This window comes from Nitrospirota bacterium, from assembly GCA_040755395.1.
In the GTDB taxonomy this organism is placed as follows: domain Bacteria; phylum Nitrospirota; class Nitrospiria; order Nitrospirales; family Nitrospiraceae; genus DATLZU01.
This window is the reverse complement of sequence record JBFMAX010000011.1, coordinates 116734-134953: the sequence shown is the minus strand read 5'-3', so window position 1 is coordinate 134953 and position 18220 is coordinate 116734. Positions and strand designations below refer to the sequence as shown.

Annotated in this window: 21 protein-coding genes and 2 tRNA genes; 11 read left to right on the top strand and 12 right to left on the bottom strand. The window is 61.6% G+C overall.

The annotated features are described in order from the left end of the window. Positions 1 to 308 precede the first annotated feature (308 nt). Positions 309 to 479, top strand: a complete 171-nt coding sequence (locus AB1555_15355; GenBank protein ID MEW6248072.1) for a hypothetical protein — start codon at positions 309 to 311, stop codon at positions 477 to 479. A gap of 297 nt (positions 480 to 776) precedes the next feature. Here AB1555_15355 and AB1555_15350 read toward each other — a convergent pair whose 3' ends face one another. From AB1555_15350 to AB1555_15330, 5 genes are all read right to left on the bottom strand, one after another. Next, positions 777 to 1013, bottom strand: coding sequence for a helix-turn-helix domain-containing protein (locus AB1555_15350; GenBank protein MEW6248071.1), 237 nt, complete (start codon positions 1011 to 1013; stop codon positions 777 to 779). Between the two features lie 292 nt (positions 1014 to 1305). Next, positions 1306 to 1381: transfer RNA gene (locus AB1555_15345), tRNA-Lys, on the bottom strand. 88 nt (positions 1382 to 1469) lie between these two features. Further along, positions 1470 to 1545: transfer RNA gene (locus AB1555_15340), tRNA-Arg, on the bottom strand. 38 nt (positions 1546 to 1583) lie between these two features. Next, the gene (locus tag AB1555_15335) at positions 1584 to 2225 is read right to left on the bottom strand and encodes a YkgJ family cysteine cluster protein (GenBank protein ID MEW6248070.1); all 642 of its coding nucleotides are present in this window, start codon (positions 2223 to 2225) and stop codon (positions 1584 to 1586) included. A gap of 34 nt (positions 2226 to 2259) precedes the next feature. Next, positions 2260 to 2832 (bottom strand): hypothetical protein, encoded by a 573-nt coding sequence (locus AB1555_15330; protein ID MEW6248069.1) that lies wholly within the window; start codon positions 2830 to 2832, stop codon positions 2260 to 2262. A gap of 288 nt (positions 2833 to 3120) precedes the next feature. Between AB1555_15330 and AB1555_15325 the strand changes: the two genes are divergently transcribed. Next, entirely contained in the window at positions 3121 to 3408 is a 288-nt protein-coding gene (locus tag AB1555_15325) for an HU family DNA-binding protein (protein ID MEW6248068.1), read from the top strand. A 127-nt stretch (positions 3409 to 3535) separates the two neighbouring features. Here AB1555_15325 and AB1555_15320 read toward each other — a convergent pair whose 3' ends face one another. Continuing rightward, on the bottom strand, positions 3536 to 3811 hold the full coding sequence (locus AB1555_15320; GenBank protein ID MEW6248067.1) for a MoaD/ThiS family protein: 276 nt from the start codon (positions 3809 to 3811) through the stop codon (positions 3536 to 3538). Positions 3812 to 3926: 115 nt separating this feature from the next. Between AB1555_15320 and AB1555_15315 the strand changes: the two genes are divergently transcribed. From AB1555_15315 to AB1555_15280, 8 genes are all read left to right on the top strand, one after another. Next, entirely contained in the window at positions 3927 to 4325 is a 399-nt protein-coding gene (locus AB1555_15315) for a hypothetical protein (GenBank protein ID MEW6248066.1), read from the top strand. A gap of 258 nt (positions 4326 to 4583) precedes the next feature. Next, the gene (gene rfbC, locus AB1555_15310) at positions 4584 to 5144 is read left to right on the top strand and encodes a dTDP-4-dehydrorhamnose 3,5-epimerase (protein ID MEW6248065.1); all 561 of its coding nucleotides are present in this window, start codon (positions 4584 to 4586) and stop codon (positions 5142 to 5144) included. A gap of 78 nt (positions 5145 to 5222) precedes the next feature. Beyond that, positions 5223 to 5726: a Fur family transcriptional regulator gene (locus tag AB1555_15305; protein MEW6248064.1), complete on the top strand. Its 504-nt coding sequence runs from the start codon at positions 5223 to 5225 to the stop codon at positions 5724 to 5726. After that, entirely contained in the window at positions 5723 to 6151 is a 429-nt protein-coding gene (locus AB1555_15300) for a rubrerythrin family protein (protein MEW6248063.1), read from the top strand. The genes AB1555_15305 and AB1555_15300 overlap by 4 nt, the downstream gene beginning before the upstream one ends. Before the next feature lie 78 nt (positions 6152 to 6229). Next, positions 6230 to 7531, top strand: a complete 1302-nt coding sequence (locus AB1555_15295; GenBank protein MEW6248062.1) for a heterodisulfide reductase-related iron-sulfur binding cluster — start codon at positions 6230 to 6232, stop codon at positions 7529 to 7531. A gap of 57 nt (positions 7532 to 7588) precedes the next feature. Continuing rightward, a complete protein-coding gene (locus AB1555_15290; protein ID MEW6248061.1) occupies positions 7589 to 8206 on the top strand; it encodes a DUF3501 family protein in 618 nt (205 codons plus the stop codon). A 106-nt stretch (positions 8207 to 8312) separates the two neighbouring features. After that, the gene (gene erpA / locus AB1555_15285; protein MEW6248060.1) at positions 8313 to 8633 is read left to right on the top strand and encodes an iron-sulfur cluster insertion protein ErpA; all 321 of its coding nucleotides are present in this window, start codon (positions 8313 to 8315) and stop codon (positions 8631 to 8633) included. Between the two features lie 104 nt (positions 8634 to 8737). Continuing rightward, positions 8738 to 9520, top strand: coding sequence for a 6-carboxytetrahydropterin synthase (locus AB1555_15280; GenBank protein ID MEW6248059.1), 783 nt, complete (start codon positions 8738 to 8740; stop codon positions 9518 to 9520). Between the two features lie 187 nt (positions 9521 to 9707). On the opposite strand, the gene AB1555_15275 is transcribed toward AB1555_15280, so the two are convergent. The 4 genes from AB1555_15275 to typA all read right to left on the bottom strand — a co-directional run bounded on the left by AB1555_15275 (position 9708) and on the right by typA (position 13406). Beyond that, positions 9708 to 10031, bottom strand: coding sequence for a thioredoxin family protein (locus tag AB1555_15275; GenBank protein MEW6248058.1), 324 nt, complete (start codon positions 10029 to 10031; stop codon positions 9708 to 9710). Between the two features lie 71 nt (positions 10032 to 10102). After that, entirely contained in the window at positions 10103 to 10576 is a 474-nt protein-coding gene (locus AB1555_15270) for a peroxiredoxin (protein ID MEW6248057.1), read from the bottom strand. A 173-nt stretch (positions 10577 to 10749) separates the two neighbouring features. Then, positions 10750 to 11520 carry a hypothetical protein gene (locus AB1555_15265; protein MEW6248056.1) on the bottom strand — a complete coding sequence of 257 codons (771 nt, stop codon included), beginning with the start codon at positions 11518 to 11520 and terminating at the stop codon, positions 10750 to 10752. Next, positions 11517 to 13406, bottom strand: coding sequence for a translational GTPase TypA (gene typA / locus AB1555_15260; protein ID MEW6248055.1), 1890 nt, complete (start codon positions 13404 to 13406; stop codon positions 11517 to 11519). The genes AB1555_15265 and typA overlap by 4 nt, the downstream gene beginning before the upstream one ends. Before the next feature lie 247 nt (positions 13407 to 13653). On the opposite strand from typA, the gene AB1555_15255 reads away from it, so the two are divergent. Then, positions 13654 to 16056, top strand: coding sequence for a PBP1A family penicillin-binding protein (locus tag AB1555_15255; GenBank protein ID MEW6248054.1), 2403 nt, complete (start codon positions 13654 to 13656; stop codon positions 16054 to 16056). 33 nt (positions 16057 to 16089) lie between these two features. On the opposite strand, the gene iscX is transcribed toward AB1555_15255, so the two are convergent. Further along, entirely contained in the window at positions 16090 to 16302 is a 213-nt protein-coding gene (gene iscX / locus AB1555_15250; GenBank protein MEW6248053.1) for a Fe-S cluster assembly protein IscX, read from the bottom strand. 88 nt (positions 16303 to 16390) lie between these two features. Then, positions 16391 to 18211: a molecular chaperone DnaK gene (gene dnaK, locus AB1555_15245; protein MEW6248052.1), complete on the bottom strand. Its 1821-nt coding sequence runs from the start codon at positions 18209 to 18211 to the stop codon at positions 16391 to 16393. Positions 18212 to 18220 lie beyond the last annotated feature (9 nt).

The following is an 18220-nucleotide window of genomic DNA, read 5'->3' as shown; positions in this document are numbered from 1 at the left end:
GAATGCCCCGGAGCTGCTGCCTCTGGTCTACGCCGGCATCCAGTTTGTCGATGGTATGCAGAAACCTGTCAGGCCGAAGGAGGCCGCTGCCTGATTCCATTTACACACCTATTGACAAGACCTCCACGTCGCCAGTCCGCCGCGAGCAGTGGAACTCGAGCGATGAGTGAAAAGGGGGGAAGTCTTTGCGCGGCGTGGAACCTTGCCACGTCCGGCAAAGACATCCCCCCCGGCCCCCCTTCATGAGCGCCGGCTGATGCCCGCGCAAGAAGCGAAATGACTGAGCCACAAAGGAGAGGAGTTGACTCATGGTCACCTGGAAACCGCCCATAGGCATGCGTCTGATCTTCCCGTTTTTCAGACGCTGGTTCCCCGGCAGCAATGTGCCGCCGGTCTCTTATCGGCAGCTCGCGTCCATGTGCGTCCTTTACTGGAAGTACGGGAACACTCCTTACTTATTGGGTGGACATCGAGCCTGATCTGTTTTGGCGCACACTTCCACGCTCAATGAAACGGCAATGCTTAGAAGACCGGAAACGTAACGGCTCTGTGACTGTTCTGGCACAGCCTCCCCAAGGCCCAATCATCGAGATCTACGCCTCCCGCCCAAAGGGGGAACCTGCCGACAGGCTCCCCCTTTCCCCCTGATGACGAGCCGTCATCGCGTCGAAGACGAGCGCGATCACGGGCTTTCCTTTGGTTGTCGTGGGGAGGCAAGAGAGAAGGAGTCGGTTAACCGGTTTACAAGGGAGAGGCCACATGGCCAATCGATTCAGTTAAGGTGCGTTGCCGGTTTTCACATTCCCGTTTGTTCGTGCCGAGGGTTTTACAGAGTTTCTCTCGATCCATGCATCGATCGCCTTGAGATCAAATTTGGTCAGCCGGCCTGCCTTGACATATGGGATCCGGCGTTGGCTGACCATCGCGTAGTGGGTGTGGACTGAGAGTCCCGTATACTCCGCCACTTCGCGAATGTTGAAAAGGCGCTTTTTTATCGGTTCTGATTCTTTCATGTCTGACTTCCCTCCTTATGGCAGAGGATCTGCCGCGAGCAGGCAAGCCATCACGCCAGTTCGGTTACGTTGATCTATACGGTTCTGCATCTCAGAACCATTGTGTCTTTGAAAAAATGATGGCCAGGTCTTTCAAAGCTGGAGAGGCTTTGCAAGATGTCTTTTAACCCGAGAAATGTTGAAAATGGGAGGAGGCGCGACAGGGCGGGGAAGAAAAATTTTTTTTCCGTGTCTACATGGCGTCTACACCGGTTCGTGACTCTTGGGACGAGGTTTCTAACTTGTTGATTTTTGGTGGGCCGTGCAGGGATCGAACCTGCGGCCCGCTGATTAAGAGTCAGCTGCTCTACCAGCTGAGCTAACGGCCCACCGTGTGTTGAACTCGCCGGTCGCTGGAGGTGTTCATCCCGTCGCCAAGAGCAACCGGAAGGGCTCCGGGTCGGGTCAAGCAGGGTATGGCGCGCCTGACAGGATTTGAACCTGTGGCCCCTAGCTCCGGAGGCTAGTGCTCTATCCGCTGAGCTACAGGCGCTCCCGCCAGCGAAGTAGAGCCGAACTTATCACAGCGATTCACGCCCTGTCCAGGTGGCCGCGGAGAGTCTCCGGCGCTCGGTCGGGGAGAAATCCATAAGGCAGCAGCACTTCCTCTCCCGAGATCCGCCGGTCTCGGCGCAGGCGATCCAGTTCGTCGGCTTCCTGCCGCGCCAAGTGTTCCTCTTCTTGACGCAGCGAGCGGGAGAGGCGCAAGACTGGAACGAAGGTCTGCACCGCGCAGGCCCCGTGGACTGTCTCCCCTTCTTCCACGGGAATGCCCATCATCCGGCAGGTGACCGGCCTGAACGGATAAACGCCGCAACTGCCGTCCGGCTGGAGCGCGGGACAGGGAAGCTCGGCGAACTCGGCCGCCAGTCGATCGATCTCCGCATCGGGCCAGTCATCGAGCCAAGGGGATTCGGCGAGACGGGGATAACGGGCTTCGATTGCGGCGATATGCCGGCGGGCGAGCTCTTGCATCGTGTCCCGCCGCGCGGGGTCCATCTCCGCCAGCCCCAGTTGCAATTCCGCAATATCCCGCACGGTGACGGCGAACGGGCCGAAACAGCATTGATAACAACCTTTGCGACAGGGCAGCTCGCCGAGGAGGGCGGCTTTCGCTCGGTCGAACCACCGGGAAGCGAGGACCGGAAGACGGCTCTTGTAGAACTGAGGCACGGGCGTGGCCGAAGACCGGACAACCGGTTGCGCATCAGACCATGTCGATCTCTGAGGAAATCTCGTCCTGCACCTCGACGATCAGTTCGCCTTTTGGAGAAAAGAACCCTTTGCCGTCCATCTGGACGATCCCGTTGCAATTCTCTTGGAAAAACTCCAGGATCCAGCCGTTGAAATCGTACCCGTCTTCCGTCACATCATCCTTCACCAATCGCGTGGTGGCGATGAACCGGGCCCGCCGCACATGCTCGCGCACGAGGTCGGCTTCGATGTCGTCGTAGACCGATAATCGTTCGAGAAATTGTTTTTGCTCCTGTTCGAAAGCCTCCTTGTAGGTCCCCCGGTCCCGCAGGCAAAAGAGCTGGATCGGTTTGCGATCGCGGTTGTATCCCAGGGAGATATGGACCCACGCCCATTCTTCGAGCGCCTCAGGATCCATTTTGGGAATCAAGGGAAGCTGGCCGCGCGATTTGAGAAAATCCAGTAGCAGCTTGAGAGGGGGCGCATTCTCTCGACTGCAGAAGACCCTGCAGTAAATGTATGATTCTCCCTTCGCTTCGTCCCCGGTTTGCGGGGTCGGCGGCAGAATCGGCAGTTCTTTCCCCATGAATAACCTCGTGCTCTTTAAATGGAAGGATTTCGAGTTCTTGTAACGTGCGCCTTACTGTACTCTCACATCGGTTCCCAATCAAGACTGCGCGAGTACGCTTTTTGCCAAGCCCGATGGGCGTTTTTCCGGTTGACAGCCTCCGGGGCTTTGGCTACACTCTGCGCCGGTTTGCGCGCCCTTTGCAGGTTGCGACAAAGTTCCTACACATTTGACCTGGAATACGGGCAGATTCCAGAACGCCACTACCACTCACTCTTCACCATATGAGACGTTAAGGAGGTACGTATGGCCAAATCCATGACGAAGTCCCAGATTGCCGACCACCTGGCAGGCAAGGCCGGCATCACCAAGAAGGCCGCCGTCCAGATTCTCGATGAGCTCGCCGCGCTCGCGTACAAGGAGGCGAAGAACACCTTCACCGTTCCCGGGATCGGCAAGCTGGTGTTGTCGAATCGGAAGGCACGCATGGGACGCAACCCTCAGACCGGCGAGCCGATCAAGATTCCTGCTAAGCGCGTGGTCAAGTTCCGCGTCGCGAAAGTCGCCAAGGATGCCATTCTCGGGAAGAAGTGAGCATAAACGACCAGGTTGCACTGAACTGAGCGATCCTGCTTGTTCAGGCTTCATACGCTTCCCAAAAGAGGAGGGCCGGTTCCCGCGGGAACCGGCCCTCTCTTCTTCCAGGGCCGCACAAATCCGGTCAGACGAGTGAGGGACCCAACCCGCTTCCTCCTGTGCCGTCGTGACCGACCAGCTTAATGGCGTCGCCGTCGTGGACCACTGTGTCCATGCTGGCGATCCGCTTGTTGACGGTCACCAGCACTTTCTTTTCCTTCATCAATTGCAGGATATCCCGCAAGTTCCGGCCCTGGCGCTGGATCAGTTGTCGCACCGTGACGGGGTCGGTCACTTCGCAGGCCAGGTCGCGCTCGCCGTCGGCAGCCTGGAGTTGCCCCATCAGCGTAATGGTCACCATCGTTCGTCTCTCCGTCTCGTCGTCTCCGCCAGATCATACTGGGCGCGGATCACGCCTGTCCAGATTGCCGCCCGCCGTTGACTCCGCTCGATCGCTCTGCTAAGGAACGGCCGTCATGCCCTCGCTGGATGTCCATCGGCCCGGCATGGACGACCTGCAGTTCGTCCTGTTCGTGGTGGCGCTCTGCACATCCGGGCTCCCCTCCCTCAACATTCCTGAAGACTTGCGCGCCGAGATTTTCGATCGCTGTTGGGCGCTGGTCCACACCGATCCTCCGCCCACGGCTCCGGAAAAGCGGGTGATCGATCTCCGGTTCGGGACGGAGGTCACACTGGAGGCGATGGTGGAGACGATTCGAAGCCGTTTGACGGAAGCGGGCATTACGGTCCTGACGTGGGACCATCCGCCCAGCGAGCCGACGCTCCCCAGCACGCCTGCCGCCCTGCCGCTGATTGAGCGTTTCCAGCAACTCTACCCGCCGATGGATCCGGGCGATGACGACGACGAGCCGTAACGCTGTGAAAAGAGGCGCGAGGCTAGAGGCCCGCGGCTAGAGGTCGGAGTTTCTTCCTCTTTTGCCCCGAGTCCCTTGCCTCTTGGCCGCTCATGTTTTCATCATGCATGGGTGAACTATCGCTCATGAAGACCGCTTTGAAAATGGGCGCGAGGCCATTCGTTCACGTAGTTTCTCCTCCAAAACGGAACGGAGTAAGATGGGCCGCTCATTGGGCCGCCGACACGGCCGTACAATCGCTGTACAGAGGAGGGCGCGGTGCGCGTGATACCCACCGAATTGGAAGGCGTGCTGTTGATCGAGCCGGATGTCTTTCAGGATGCGCGCGGGTTCTTCATGGAGACGTACCATGCGACGCGCTATGCCCGGGCCGGCATCGAAGGTCCGTTCGTGCAGGATAACTTTTCCTGGTCCGTGCGCGGAACCGTCCGGGGCCTGCACTACCAACTCAAGCAAGCCCAGGGCAAGCTGGTCATGGTGCCGTACGGCGCGGTCTTCGACGTGGTGCTCGACATCCGCAAGGGCTCTCCCACGTTCGGCAAATGGTACGGCGTCGAGCTGTCCGCCGAGAACCGCCTCCAACTCTATATCCCGCCGGGGTATGCGCACGGATTCTGCGTGACAAGCGATGCCGCGGCTTTCCTGTACAAGTGCACGCAGTTCTATTCCCCGTCCGACGAGCGCGGCATCCTGTGGAACGACGGCAGTTTGGGGATCGCCTGGCCGGTGGCCGAGCCGCTGCTGTCGTCGAAAGATCGTGCGTACAAGCCGCTCGCCGACATGGCCGACGAATTGCCGGTGTACGGCCAAACCTCCTGAAACACGACGTGAATCCGGCCCTCTTGATCATGCCGGCGTCCGCGTGATATTTAGGAATCATTCCTATCGAGGAATCAAATGACAGTCGGTCTTGGCGAGATGCGGAAGCGGTTTCGGGAACGCGGCGTGCGCATGACGCCTCAGCGGGCGGCGATCTACGGGGCGTTGGCCGGCACCACCAGCCATCCGACGGCCGAGGATCTGTATCGGGAAGTCAAAAAGATCCACCCGATGATCTCTCGGAACACGGTGTACTACACGCTCGGCGTGCTGCGCGAAGCCGGCCTCGTGCGCGAAGTCAATTATTGGCACGACCGATCCCGGTTCGACGCCAACATCGGCCTGCACCATCACCTGATCTGTCTGGGGTGCCGGAAGATCGAAGACCTCATGGATGCCACGCTCGATCGACTCTCGGTCCGGGTCGGAAGCCGGCTGGACTTCGAGGTCACGGGGCACCGGGTCGAATTTCACGGCTACTGCGCAGCGTGCCGGCGCAGGAAGAGGCCGGGCGCCGCGACTCACCATCTAGGTCATCATTCATCAGCACACCCATCTGTTCAGAGGAGGAGGGAACGATGAGCAAGAGTCTCAAAGGCACCAAGAGTCATGAAAACCTGAAGCACGCCTTCGCGGGCGAGTCCCAGGCGAACCGCCGCTATCTCTATTTCGCACGGCGCGCGGACATCGAAGGCTATCCGGACATCGGCGGCCTGTTCCGCGACACTTCGGAGGCGGAGACGGGCCACGCGTTCGGCCATCTGGATTTCCTGAAAGAGGTCGGCGATCCGGTGACCGATGTGCCGATCGGCAATACGGAAGCCAACTTAAAGTCGGCCATCGAAGGCGAGACCTACGAATACACCCAGATGTATCCGGGCATGGCCAAGACCGCCCGCGAGGAAGGATTCGCCGAGCTGGCCGAATGGTTCGAAACCCTGGCGAAGGCGGAGCGGTCCCACGCCAACCGCTTCACCAAGGGATTGGAGAGCCTGAAACAGGGATAACAACCGAGAGTCATCAGCTTTCAGCAGTCAGCTCTCAGCAAAGGACTCGCGGATATCCGGAGCTGGCGGCTGACGCTGATGGCTGAGAGCGTGTTTGCCTCGCCCATGAAAGGCCTGAGCCTGATCAATCCGGTCGAGCGGTCGCAGTTGGACAAGGAAACACTGCGCGTGTACGAGATCTGCGACGGCTGCCGCCGGTGCTTCAATCTCTGTCCCTCTTTCAACACGCTGTTCGACCGGATCGACGCGCAGGAGAGCGATGTGTCCAAGCTCGCGCCGGCCGATTTCGAACAGATCGCCCACGAATGCTACTACTGCAAGCTCTGTTTCAATCACTGCCCCTATACCCCGCCTCATCAGTACGAGATCGATTTCCCCCGGATGATGCTCGCATGGAAGAAGCGGCTTGCGGCGGAGAAGGGCGTGCGCTGGCGGGACCGTCTCCTGATCAAGACCGACCTGATCGGCGCCGCCGGCAGCCTGGCGGCGCCGATCGCCAACTGGATGATGGGGCGCCGGTGGGTCCGCGCGTGGCTCGATCGGGTGCTGGGGCTGCACAAGGACCGGCACGTGCTGCCCTTCGCGCGGGAGACGTTTGCTCGCTGGTGGGGTCGGGCGCGGCGACCGGCATCATCCGGCCCGGCCAAGCGAAAGGTCGCGCTGTTCGTGAGTTGCCTCGTCAACTACCAGGCGACGGACGTCGGGAAAGCGACGGTGCAGGTACTCGAGAAAAACGGGGTCCATGTGGTCGTGCCGGAGCAACGGTGCTGCGGCATGCCGTCGTTCGATATCGGCGACACCGAGGCGATCGTGAAGGCGGCCAGGGCCAATCTACGCGACCTCAAGCCCTGGCTGGACGAAGGCTACGATGTCGTCGTGCCGGTGCCCAGTTGCAGCCTGATGCTCAAGCGCGAATACCCGTATCTGTTGCCGGGCGACGATGCGGCGCAACTGGCGCAACGGACCTTCGACGTGTGCGAGTACCTGATGAAACTACAGCAGGCCGGCGAGCTGGCGACGGATTTCCCGCGCAAGCCCGGTCGCGTAGCGTATCAGATTCCCTGCCACCTGCGGGATCAGAATATCGGTTTCAAATCCAAAGAATTGATGGAGTGCGCCGGCGCCCGGGTCGAGGTGGTCGAGCGCTGCTCCGGCCACGACGGGACCTGGGCGGCCAAAGTGGAGTTCTTCGACCTGTCGATGAAGATCGCCGGCAAGGCGGTGCGCGACATCGAAAAGGCGCCGGCCGATCTCATCGCATCCGATTGCCCGCTTGCCGGCCTTCAACTGGATCAGGCCGGCGCTTCCGGTCATGCCGGGGGGAAGCGCACGCTCCATCCCATTCAAATCGTCCGCGACGCCTACGGGTTGCCGTCATAAGGACGTAATGCGCGTGATGCGTGACGGGAGGAAAACACGACCGAGCAGGGTCATCAGATGAAAGGCCTGACACTCGATGATGTGATTTCCTACGCCGAATATGAACGGCAACGGGATGAATTTCGCGCGCGCATCATCGCGCTGAAGCGCCGCCGCCGCATCCCGGTCGGAGACCTCGTCACGCTGGTCTTTGAAAATCGCGACACGATTCAGTTTCAAATCCAGGAAATGATCCGGGTGGAGCACATCTTCGACCCCCGGAAGATCCAGGCCGAGCTGGACGTGTACAACGCGCTGCTGCCGGCCGGCGGGCAATTGAGCGCGACGCTGTTTATCGAGGTGACGGAGCAAGAGCAGATTCAGCCCATCCTGGACCTGTTCCAAGGCATCGATCGCGGAGAGAAGGTCGCGATCGCGGCCGGGCCCCATGTCGTGTATGGAGAATTTGAAGGCGGGCGCAGCAAGGAGGAGAAAATCAGCGCCGTGCATTTCGTGCGGTTCCGGACGACGGCGGAGTTTGTGAAGGCCTTGGCCGATGAGCGGAGCCCGGTCACGCTCACGGTCCACCACGGCCGGTACCGGGCGCAAGCGGTTGTGCCGCCGGAGATGCGGCAGGAATGGCTGGAGGATCTCGGTCTCAAAGCGGAAGCGACGCGCGGAGAGACCGGCAGATGAGTCCGTTGACTTCGCGCGGGAGAGCCCTATACTCTATGAGTACCGTCGGCGGGGGATGCCGTGATCGTGTTGCATGGCATCGCGCCTGAATGAATGGAGGAAGACGATGATCACCATTACCGAGAAGGCGGAGCAGAAGATTCTCGAACTCATGAAGGAGGAGCAAGACACGGTCGGCCTGCGCATTTACGTGCGCGGCGGCGGGTGTCACGGCTATCAGTACGGGATGGCCTTCGAGTCCAAGCTGTCCGATGACGACACCGTCGTTGAGAAGGGCGGTGTGAAAGTGATTCTGGACTCGCAGAGCGCCCCGCTGCTGAGCGGCGCGGAAGTGGATTACGTGGACAGCCTGCAGGGTTCCGGCTTCTCGATCAAGAATCCGCAGGCCAAGACGACCTGCGGGTGCGGCAGCTCCTTCAGCGCGTAACCGCTGCCGGTCAGAGCGTTCTGTTTTCCGGAAGGGCCGGGACGATTCCGCTGCGAATTGTCATCCCGGCCCTTTCGTCTTTTCTCCCCGAGGAAGAGTCAGCGATGCCGCCCGTCTTGTTGACCAAGCGTATCGAATTCGCCGCCGCGCACCGCTATCACAAGCCGAGTTGGGACGCCGCCCGCAACCGCGCGGTCTTCGGCGCCTGCAACAACGAACCGGGACACGGACACAACTATCTGCTGGAGGTGACCATTTCGGGCGAGGTCGATCCGCGAACGGGCATGGTCGTGAATCTCTTCGACGTCAAACAGGTCCTGCAGGATGCGCTCGAAGAGTTCGACCATAAACATCTCAACATCGACACGCCGTATTTCACCGACCTGATCCCGACGACCGAGAACATCGCCCGCGTCTTGTGGCGACGGCTGGAGACCCATCCGCAAATCGGCACGCTCCACGCCGTCCGGTTGTACGAGGACGAAGACCTCTATGCCGAGGTGACGGCGGCGGCCGGATTGGACGTGGCGAGCGTCACCAGACGGTACCAGTTCACCGCCGTCTATCAGGGGCAGCGTGTGCCATCGGGCGGGGCCGGGACATGGAGCGGCCACGCCTGGGATCTTTTCGTGACCGTGCACGGGCCGATCGACCGGGAAACCGGCATGGTCACGGACATCGTCGCGCTGGATCGGCTGGTTCACGAGCAGGTGGTTCGGCCGTTCGACGGTCAAGACCTGCGGCAGGTCTTAGGCCGCCAGCCGATCACCGGCGAGAACCTTGTGCGCGCCATCTGGGACCGCCTCGTCAAATCCATCCCCACCGGCGCCCTCCACCGCATCCGCCTCGTCCAGACCCGTGACTTGGCGTTTGAATACGCCGGCTGAGGCAGCATCGGTTTCCGACCGTCCGAGCCCCGCCGGCCCTTCCGTCTTTCTTTACTTCAACAGTCCCCATGAGCGATCGCTCACCCACGCATGATGAAAATCATGAACGGGTAAGAGGCAAGGGGCTCGGGGCAAGGGGGTAGCGACTCCGACCTCTAGCCCCTGGCCTCTAGCCTCGCGCCTATTTTCAAAGCAGATGGTCTGAAATCAGCGCGGCGAGTTCGTCGGCTTCCAACTTGCCTTCGCGGGTGAGGAGGAGTCTGCCTTTGGAGAAGAAGTGGGTGGTCGGGTAGGTTTCGAACGAATGGAGTTTTTTGATCTCGCGGCAGCGGCCGGGGACGTGCATCTTGGCTTTGCCGATCCGCACATCCGTGAAGCGCGAGGCGACCTGCTCCAGGATCGGATCGTATTGGTTGCACGGCTCGCAGGAGGCGATCCCATACGCGACCACCGCCGCGGGCGCATCGGTGAACTCTTTGTAATTCGCGTCGCTGACGTCTTCGACGGCCATTTCAGTGCCGAGGACTGAGGGGCCGGCCGAGCCGTCGCCCTCTCAGTCCTCGTCGCGCAGTCCTTCCCGACTTAGTTCAGCTTCTTGAGCGCCTCCAGAATTTCCTTGTCGTCGCGCGCCGTCTTGATCTCCTGCACCTTCACGTACGCCACCTTGCCGTTCTTGTCCACGATCACGGTCGCGCGTTTTGCGCAGTTCAACGGCTCGAAATACAGGCCGTATTTCTTGCAGACCTCTCGGTGCATATCGGCCAGCAAGCGGTGTTTTAACCCGAGCGAGTCCGCCCAGGCCTTGTGCGAAAAGAAGCTGTCCGTGCTGATGCCGAAGACTTCCGCGTTGACGCTTTGGAAGCTGGGGAAATCATCGGTCAGGCACTTGTTTTCGTTGGTACAGACCGGGCTCCAATCGAGCGGATAAAAACACAGCACGACATTTTTCTTGCCCCGGTAGTCGCTCAGCTTCACGTCTTTCTGATCCTGATCTTTCAAGGTGAAGTCCGGCGCCGTATCGCCCACTTTAATCTCGGGTGCCACATCGGTAGCCATTGCGTCCTCCTTCTCGGGTTAAACTTTTCAAGGGAAAGCCCGAAACTGCGGATGAAAAGTTGGTAACACGCAGCCTGAAAGTTTGTCAACGGGCCAAAAGCCCTAGCCTGAGAGGGGAAGTCCGTACGCAAACGGGAAAGTCCGATGAGAAACCGAGGGGTTAGAGCGACCGCTCAGGGAACCGGCTGTATTTCGCGGAGAATCAACAGCGTGCCGGCGGGCGAAGCGGTTCGGTGTCGGACCACTTGAACGGACCGGGAGAGAAACGGGCTCTCAATGACGTCGCCGACCTTGGGAGTCCGGCCGCGACGGATCAGTTCGTCGGCGAGTTCCCTCAGCAACTCCGTCACCGGCGCGCCGGGAAGACCGAGGGGCTGGAACATTTCGATCTCATCCAGGCCGAACTTGCTCAGCCCGAGCGTGTGAAACCAGTCGGCCCCGGGCTGCTCGGCCTCAGCCTGCGCGACGCGGACATGGTCGGCGCTGTGGAACGAGGTCAGGTCGAGGTCCTTCCAATCGGAAGGATTCAGATACGCCTGAGCGGCGACATCGTAGGCCGTGCCGTCGGTCAGCAAGGTGAATTCCCGGGCCAAGCGCGCGGTCATGAGGATCGTGTCCACGGCGTTGGCCGGCGTCATGCCGGTCGCCGCCAAGAGACCGATGTGGGAATGGCGCCAGTCCAGCCGTTCGCTCCATTGGCTCGCGTCCTCGTCCGGGAGCGCGAGGCTGATGCGGGCGCGCCAGGGTCCATGGGTGGCGACGAGCGTCTCATGCGCGCGATCGATCTGGGGCCTGCCGGATTCCGGTGTGAGCCGGAGCGGGCCGCCGTATTCCATGTCATACCGGCGCTGCAGAGCCTCGCTCGGCGGGGCCGGGAACGTGTAGCCGACCACGTACAGCGGCCGGGCGGCGGAGAGCTTGGGGAGCTTGCGCCGGATCTTCAACTCTTCCGATCCTTGCGGGCCTTTCGCCGGTCTTCAGGATTGAGGAGGTGCTTGCGGATGCGGAGGCTCGCCGGCGTGACCTCGACCAACTCGTCGGGTCCGATGTATTCGAGCGCAAACTCCAGCGTCATCTGCCTGGGCGGCGTGAGGATCAGCGCGTCGTCCGAGCCGGAGGCGCGCATGTTCGTCAGATGCTTGGTCTTGCACACGTTCACGTCAAGGTCTTCATCGCGGCTGTTCTCGCCGACGACCATGCCTTGATAGACCTCGACGCCGGGTCCGATGAAAAGGGTCCCTCGTTCCTGCGTCATGAACAGCGCGTAGGCCGTGCTGACCCCGTCCTCGAACGCGACCAGCGATCCGTGCGGCGCCACCACCGGCGCGCGGTCGTCCATCGGCTCGTAACCCTTGAACACATGGTGCATGATGACGGTGCCGCGGGTCTTGGCCAGGAGGGCGTTCTTGAGGCCGATGATGCCGCGCGTGGGAATGTGATACTCCAGGTGCATCTCGCTCGCGGCGCCGTCGGCATGGACCAGTTTCATATGTCGGAGTTCGCCGCGCCGCCGGCCGATCTCTTCGATTACCGCACCCTGGTATTCCGACGGGACCTGTACGGCCAGTTCTTCGTAGGGCTCGAAGACCTGCCCGCCTTCATGGTGCAGGATCACTTCCGGCTGAGAGACCTGAAGTTCGTAACCTTCCCGCCGCATCTGCTCGATCAGGACGGCGAGGTGCAACTCGCCGCGGCCGGCCACCAGGAACCGGTCCGGGCTCTGGGTTTCCTGCACGCGCAGCGAGACGTTGGTTTCCAATTCCTTGAACAGCCGTTCCCGCAGGTGTCGCGACGTGAGGAACCTGCCTTCCCGTCCGGCGAAGGGGCTGTTGTTCACCGAGAAGGTCATCTGGACCGTCGGCTCGTCGATGGACACCGTCGGCAGCGCGATCGGGTGCTCGGCGTCGGCGATGGTTTCTCCGATGCCGATGTCGGGCAGGCCGGCGACCGCGACAATCTCCCCTGCCTCGGCCTGCTCCACGTCCATGCGCTCGAGACCGGAGAAGACCGCCAGCTCCGTAACCTTGCCGGAAACGTGGGTCCCGTCGCGTGTGATCCGGACGACGTTCTGACGACGGGCGATGGACCCGGACTGAATTTTCCCGATCCCCAACTTGCCCTTGTAGGCGTCATAAGCCAGCGCAAGGACCAGAATCTGCAACGGCGCATCGGCGCTGATCGCGGGAGCGGGAATCCGGTCCAGGATCGTGTCGAGCAGAGGCGTGATGTCCGAGCCGGGCTTGTTGACGTCCAGGGTGGCGACGCCTTTGATGGCGGCGGTATACACGATCGGGAAGTCGAGCTGTTCGTCGGCGGCGCCCAGGTGGACGAAGAGGTCGAAGGTGCGGTTGAGCACATCATCCACGACCGCGTCCGGCCGGTCGATCTTATTGATGACCACGATCGCCTTGTGACCCAGCGACAGGGCCTTGCGGAGCACGAAGGTGGTCTGCGGCATCGGTCCTTCCTTCGCATCCACCAGGAGCAGCACGCCGTCCACCATGCGCAGCGTCCGCTCGACTTCGCCGCCGAAGTCCGCATGCCCCGGCGTGTCCACGATATTGATCTTGACGCCCTTATAGATGATGCTCGCGTTCTTGGCGCGGATCGTGATGCCGCGCTCGCGCTCCTGGTCCATCGAGTCGAGAATCCGTTCGCCCATGTCGTCGATCTTGCGGTGCGCGTGCGTCTGGCGGAGTAGGGCGTCGACCAGGGTGGTCTTGCCGTGGTCCACATGGGCGATGATAGCGACGTTACGGATGTCGGCCCGACGCCCGTGAGGAGCGCGTCGGGCGCTTGGCTGAACACCGGAGGGCGCGTGTTGGGTCATGAATCGAGCCGGGCTCCTCTCTCCAAAAAAAGACGCCTCGCAGTGAAGGCGTCGAAGCACTATACCCGAACGGCCTCCTGCGGAACAAGGCCGCCTTTCCGGGTTTCTTGGGCGTCAACCGCACTCAGCGCTCATCGCTCAGAACTGGATCGGGAACCGCCTGTCGCTTGAGTTTTTAGAACATGCATTGTATGGTTGATTATCGTTCACATCCCCCCGTGTCCATCCTCTCTGGAGATTCGTTCGCGTGCCTGACAGCGATCGGTTCATCGAGGTTCGGGAGCGGCCCCGACGATGGGCGTGGTGGCACATCGTCCTGTTGGCTGGGACGGCCATGGTGTTTCTGGCTGGCGGTTCCGCCGCCGGTGTGCTGTGGTATTTTTCGCAAGACCTGCCGCCGCTCGATCCGCTGCAGAACTACCAGCCCAGCCTGGTCACCCGCGTCTATTCGGATGACCGGCAGATCATCGGACAATTCTTCATCGAGCGTCGCCTGCTGACGCCGCTCCAGGAGATTCCCAAACCTCTGATCCAGGCCGTCATCGCCGTGGAGGACGCGCGCTTTTTCGAGCATCCGGGCCTTGACGTCGTCGGGATCTTGCGCGCGGCCTGGACCAACCTCCGGCGAGGCGGCAGGGTCGAAGGCGCGAGCACCATCACGCAGCAACTCGCGCGATCCCTGTTTCTCTCGTCCGAACGGACGTTCGAGCGCAAGCTCAAGGAATTGATCCTTGCGTACAAGATGGAGTTGGTGCTGACCAAGGAACAGATTCTGGAGATGTACCTGAACCAGATTTACTTCGGGCAGGGCGCTTACGGAGTCGCGGCCGCGGCGCAGACCTATTTCGGAAAAGATCTGCCGAAAGTGACGCTCGCGGAAGCGGCGTTTCTCGCCGGCATGCCTAAATCGCCGAGCGCCTATTCGCCCTTCAAAGCGCCGGAGCGGGCGAAAAAGCGGCAGGAACACGTGCTGGCCCGCATGGAAGAAGCGGGGTTCATCACGCCCGAAGAGCGGGAACAAGCGGCGGCGGAGCCATTGGCGTTCCGCCGGCCCGGCGCGGAGCAGATCGCGCCCTATTTCATCGAGCATGTCAGACAGCTTCTGGTCGCCAAGTATGGCGAAGCGATGGTGTACAAGGGCGGATTGGAGGTCTTCACGACGCTGAACGTCGAGATGCAGAGGGCCGCCGAAGCCGCCGTTCGCAACGGACTCCGCGATCTGGATAAGCGGCAGGGGTGGCGCGGACCGCTCCGGACCGTCGATCTCGCGACGTTGACCGCAACCCCGCCGGCCGTGTCCCAGATGTTGAAGGAAGGGGACATGATGGAAGGCATGGTCACCAAGGTCGGCAAAGACCATGTGCTGGTCCACATCGGCACGGGGATTGGGCGGCTCTCGTTCGACGATATGGCGTGGGCGAAGCGGCGGCTGAAGGGCCGGGATCCGACCAAGGACTTCGTGCTGGTGCAAAACCCGAAGCAACTGCTCAAGCCGGGAGATGTGATCGAAGTCGCCGTCAAGAAGGTCGATCGCGACCTCGTGCATCTGCGGCTGGAGCAGACGCCGATCGTCGAGGGCGGGCTCGTGGCGATCGATCCCAGGACCGGCGCCATCCGCGCGATGGTCGGCGGCTTCGACTTCAGCCGGAGCGAGTACAACCGCGCGGTCATGGCCCATCGTCAGCCCGGTTCGGCGTTCAAGCCGATCATTTACGCGACGGCCCTGAGCCAAGGGATGAGCCCGGCGACGTTGGTGCTCGATGCACCGGTGGTCTACGAGCAGGAAGACGAAGAGAAAATCTGGAAGCCGGAGAATTACGAGCGGCGCTTCTTCGGCATGATCAGCTTGCGAGAGGCGCTCATTCACTCGCGCAACCTGGCGACGGTCCGGCTGTTGGAGAGAGTCGGTGTGCGGAACGTGATCGAATTCGCCCGATCGGTCGGCATTGTCAGTCCCTTGACCCCGGACCTGTCGCTCGCCCTGGGCTCCAGCAGCGTCAGCCTGGTGGAACTGGTGTCGGCCTACGGGGTGTTCGTCAATCAGGGCGTGCGCGTCGAGCCCTATGCCATTGCCAGCGTGAAAGACAACACCGGTCGCACGTTGGAAGAAACCGTGCCTGAGCCTCGCCAGGCCATCCCCAAGGAAACCGCCTATCTCATTACGAATATGATGGAAGACGTCGTTCAACGGGGGACCGGCCAGCTGGCGAAGTCCATTGGCCGGCCGGTGGCGGGCAAGACCGGCACGACCAATGATTACACGGACGCCTGGTTCATCGGCGCCACGCCGAATCTGGCGGCGGGAACCTGGGTCGGCTTCGACGACCGGCGACCGCTCGGCGAGACCGAATCCGGCGCCCATGCCTCCTTGCCGATCTGGATCGACTTCATGAAAGAAGCGCTCAAACAACTGCCGGTCGTGCCGTTCACGATTCCGGACGACGTGGTCTTCGTGAAAGTGGATCCTTCAACCGGCCTGCTGACCTCCGACCAAGTGGAACAGGGCACCGTCGAATTGTTTGCAAAGGGAACGGAACCGACGCAGGTCGCGCCCCAGCGCCTCGATCCGACCGAATTCTATAAGCTGGACCAGATCCCGGAGGGACAACCGGCGGTCGAGGAAGGCGGTCACCCTGATACACCGAACTGAGAGGCGAGCGACTCCGGCGGGTTGCGGGAACAGCTACGACTTGGCGTCCTGGTATTCCTCGTGCCAGGCCATCTGGATCGCTTCCAGAATTTTCTCGTTCGACCTTTTGGGATCGTCCTTGAACTCCGGTAACGCGACGATCCAGGCGTGCAGGTCCGTGAAGCGGACCGTCAGTGGGTCGGTATCCGGGTGAGTTTCCAACAAGCGAATCGCGATCTCCTCTGCGTCCTGCCACTTCAGATCCATAGCGACTCCTAGGCTAGAGGCACGAAGCGAGAGGCCCGGGGCGTCGCCCTTCTTATCCCTTGCCTCTCGCCCCTGGCCCCATGCCCTATCACGGCAACTCCGAGAGTTTCTTGTTTTCGAGCGCTTCTTTCAGCGCCGTGTCCATCAGCACCTCCGCGAGATGGTGTGTGGCCTTCTCGACATCCGCAATCCGGGCGCGGATGGCTTGGTGTTCTTCCGTCGCCTTGGCGGACTCCAGCGTCGCCACGGCCGCCTTGATCGCGGCGATTTCATCGGCGCTGATGAGGTGTCCGCCATGCTTGAGGGCTTTGTCGGTCGCCTTGAGAATAGCCTCGGCCTCCGTCCGGGCCTCGATCACCTGGCGCGCTTTCAGATCTTCGGCCGCGAATTTGAATGATTCGCCGATCATCCGTTCGACTTCTTCATCGGTGAGCCCGTAGGACGGTTTCACCTGGATCGATTGGGTCTCGCCGGTCCGCACATCGCGCGCGGAGACGTTGAGAATTCCGTTCGCGTCGATCAGGAACGTGACCTCGATGCGCGGAATGCCGGCGGGCAGCGGTGGCACTTTCAACTGGAAGCGGGCCAAGCTGCGGTTGTCTTTGGCCAGTTCCCGCTCTCCTTGCAGGATGTGAATGTCGACGGACGTCTGGCCGTCCACATAAGTGGTGAACATTTCCTTGGCGCTGGCCGGGATCGTGGTATTGCGGCGGATCAGGATGCTCATCACCCCGCCCATCGTCTCGATCCCCAACGACAGCGGCGTGACGTCGAGCAACAGCATGTCCTGAGTGCCGCCGCTCAGAATGTCCGCTTGGACGGCCGCGCCCAGCGCGACCACCTCGTCGGGATTCAGCTCGCTGTGCGGCACCTTGCCGAACAAGGCCTGAACCCGCTGGCGCACCAGCGGCATGCGTGTCGCGCCGCCGACCAGCACCACTTCGTCGATGTCCGCCGGCGTGAGCCCCGCATCCTTCAGCGCCTGCCGACAGGGCCCGAGCGTCCGCTCGACCAGATCTGTCGTCAGCGATTCCACCTGGTCGCGCGTCAGCTCCAACTCGAATTGTCCTCTGCCGTTCGGCAGATCGATCACCACGGTGGTCTTGCGCTCGTCGGATAATCGAATCTTGGCCCGTTCCGCCTCCAGCCGGACCGCTTGGATCGTGTCGGGGTAGGCGTCCAGGTCCAGCCGGCGCTGTTCCCGCACCTGCTTCAGGATCAGATCGGCGATGCGGCGGTCGAAGTCGTCGCCGCCGAGATGGGTGTCGCCGTTCGTCGCCAGCACTTCGAAGATGCCGTTCTTCAGTTTGAGGATCGAAATGTCGAACGTGCCGCCGCCCAGATCGTAGACGGCGATCACTCCCTGGGTCCGCTTCTGGAGGCCGTACGCGAGCGACGCCGCCGTGGGCTCGTTGATGATCCGCAGGACTTCCAGCCCGGCGATCATGCCGGCGTCCTTCGTCGCCTGTCGCTGGCTGTCGTTGAAGTAGGCCGGCACGGTGATCACGGCCTTGGTGATGCTCTCGCCCAAGTAGGCTTCCGCCCGCTGCTTCAATTCTTTCAGGACCATGGCGGAGATTTGCGGCGGGGAGTAACTCTTCTCGCCGATCTGGATGCGGATCACACCGCCCTGTTCGTGGAGTGCGTAGGGAAAGTAGGCGAGTTCGTCCCGGACATCGGCGAGGCCTTTCCCCATGAAGCGCTTCACCGAATAGATCGTCCGCTCCGGACTGCGGATCAGGTAGTCCTTGGCCGGGTCGCCGACGATGAGCCCGTTGTCGGTCATGGCGACGACGGAGGGGACCAGGGTGCGGCCGTTCCGCCCGGGGATGACCTTCGGCCGGCCGGCGTCCATGTAAGCGACCAACGAGTTGGTCGTGCCGAGATCGATGCCGACGATGCGTGCCATAGCGAAGTC

Excerpts from the sequence above, each read along its gene's own strand:
- AB1555_15355 (MEW6248072.1), top strand. The coding sequence starts at position 309 with ATGGTCACCTGGAAACCGCCCATAGGCATGCGTCTGATCTTCCCGTTT.
- AB1555_15350 (MEW6248071.1), bottom strand. The coding sequence starts at position 1,013 with ATGAAAGAATCAGAACCGATAAAAAAGCGCCTTTTCAACATTCGCGAA.
- AB1555_15330 (MEW6248069.1), bottom strand. The coding sequence starts at position 2,832 with ATGGGGAAAGAACTGCCGATTCTGCCGCCGACCCCGCAAACCGGGGAC.
- AB1555_15325 (MEW6248068.1), top strand. The coding sequence starts at position 3,121 with ATGGCCAAATCCATGACGAAGTCCCAGATTGCCGACCACCTGGCAGGC.
- AB1555_15320 (MEW6248067.1), bottom strand. The coding sequence starts at position 3,811 with ATGGTGACCATTACGCTGATGGGGCAACTCCAGGCTGCCGACGGCGAG.
- AB1555_15315 (MEW6248066.1), top strand. The coding sequence starts at position 3,927 with ATGCCCTCGCTGGATGTCCATCGGCCCGGCATGGACGACCTGCAGTTC.
- AB1555_15305 (MEW6248064.1), top strand. The coding sequence starts at position 5,223 with ATGACAGTCGGTCTTGGCGAGATGCGGAAGCGGTTTCGGGAACGCGGC.
- AB1555_15300 (MEW6248063.1), top strand. The coding sequence starts at position 5,723 with ATGAGCAAGAGTCTCAAAGGCACCAAGAGTCATGAAAACCTGAAGCAC.
- AB1555_15295 (MEW6248062.1), top strand. The coding sequence starts at position 6,230 with ATGGCTGAGAGCGTGTTTGCCTCGCCCATGAAAGGCCTGAGCCTGATC.
- AB1555_15290 (MEW6248061.1), top strand. The coding sequence starts at position 7,589 with ATGAAAGGCCTGACACTCGATGATGTGATTTCCTACGCCGAATATGAA.
- erpA (MEW6248060.1), top strand. The coding sequence starts at position 8,313 with ATGATCACCATTACCGAGAAGGCGGAGCAGAAGATTCTCGAACTCATG.
- AB1555_15280 (MEW6248059.1), top strand. The coding sequence starts at position 8,738 with ATGCCGCCCGTCTTGTTGACCAAGCGTATCGAATTCGCCGCCGCGCAC.
- AB1555_15275 (MEW6248058.1), bottom strand. The coding sequence starts at position 10,031 with ATGGCCGTCGAAGACGTCAGCGACGCGAATTACAAAGAGTTCACCGAT.
- AB1555_15270 (MEW6248057.1), bottom strand. The coding sequence starts at position 10,576 with ATGGCTACCGATGTGGCACCCGAGATTAAAGTGGGCGATACGGCGCCG.
- typA (MEW6248055.1), bottom strand. The coding sequence starts at position 13,406 with ATGACCCAACACGCGCCCTCCGGTGTTCAGCCAAGCGCCCGACGCGCT.
- iscX (MEW6248053.1), bottom strand. The coding sequence starts at position 16,302 with ATGGATCTGAAGTGGCAGGACGCAGAGGAGATCGCGATTCGCTTGTTG.
- dnaK (MEW6248052.1), bottom strand. The coding sequence starts at position 18,211 with ATGGCACGCATCGTCGGCATCGATCTCGGCACGACCAACTCGTTGGTC.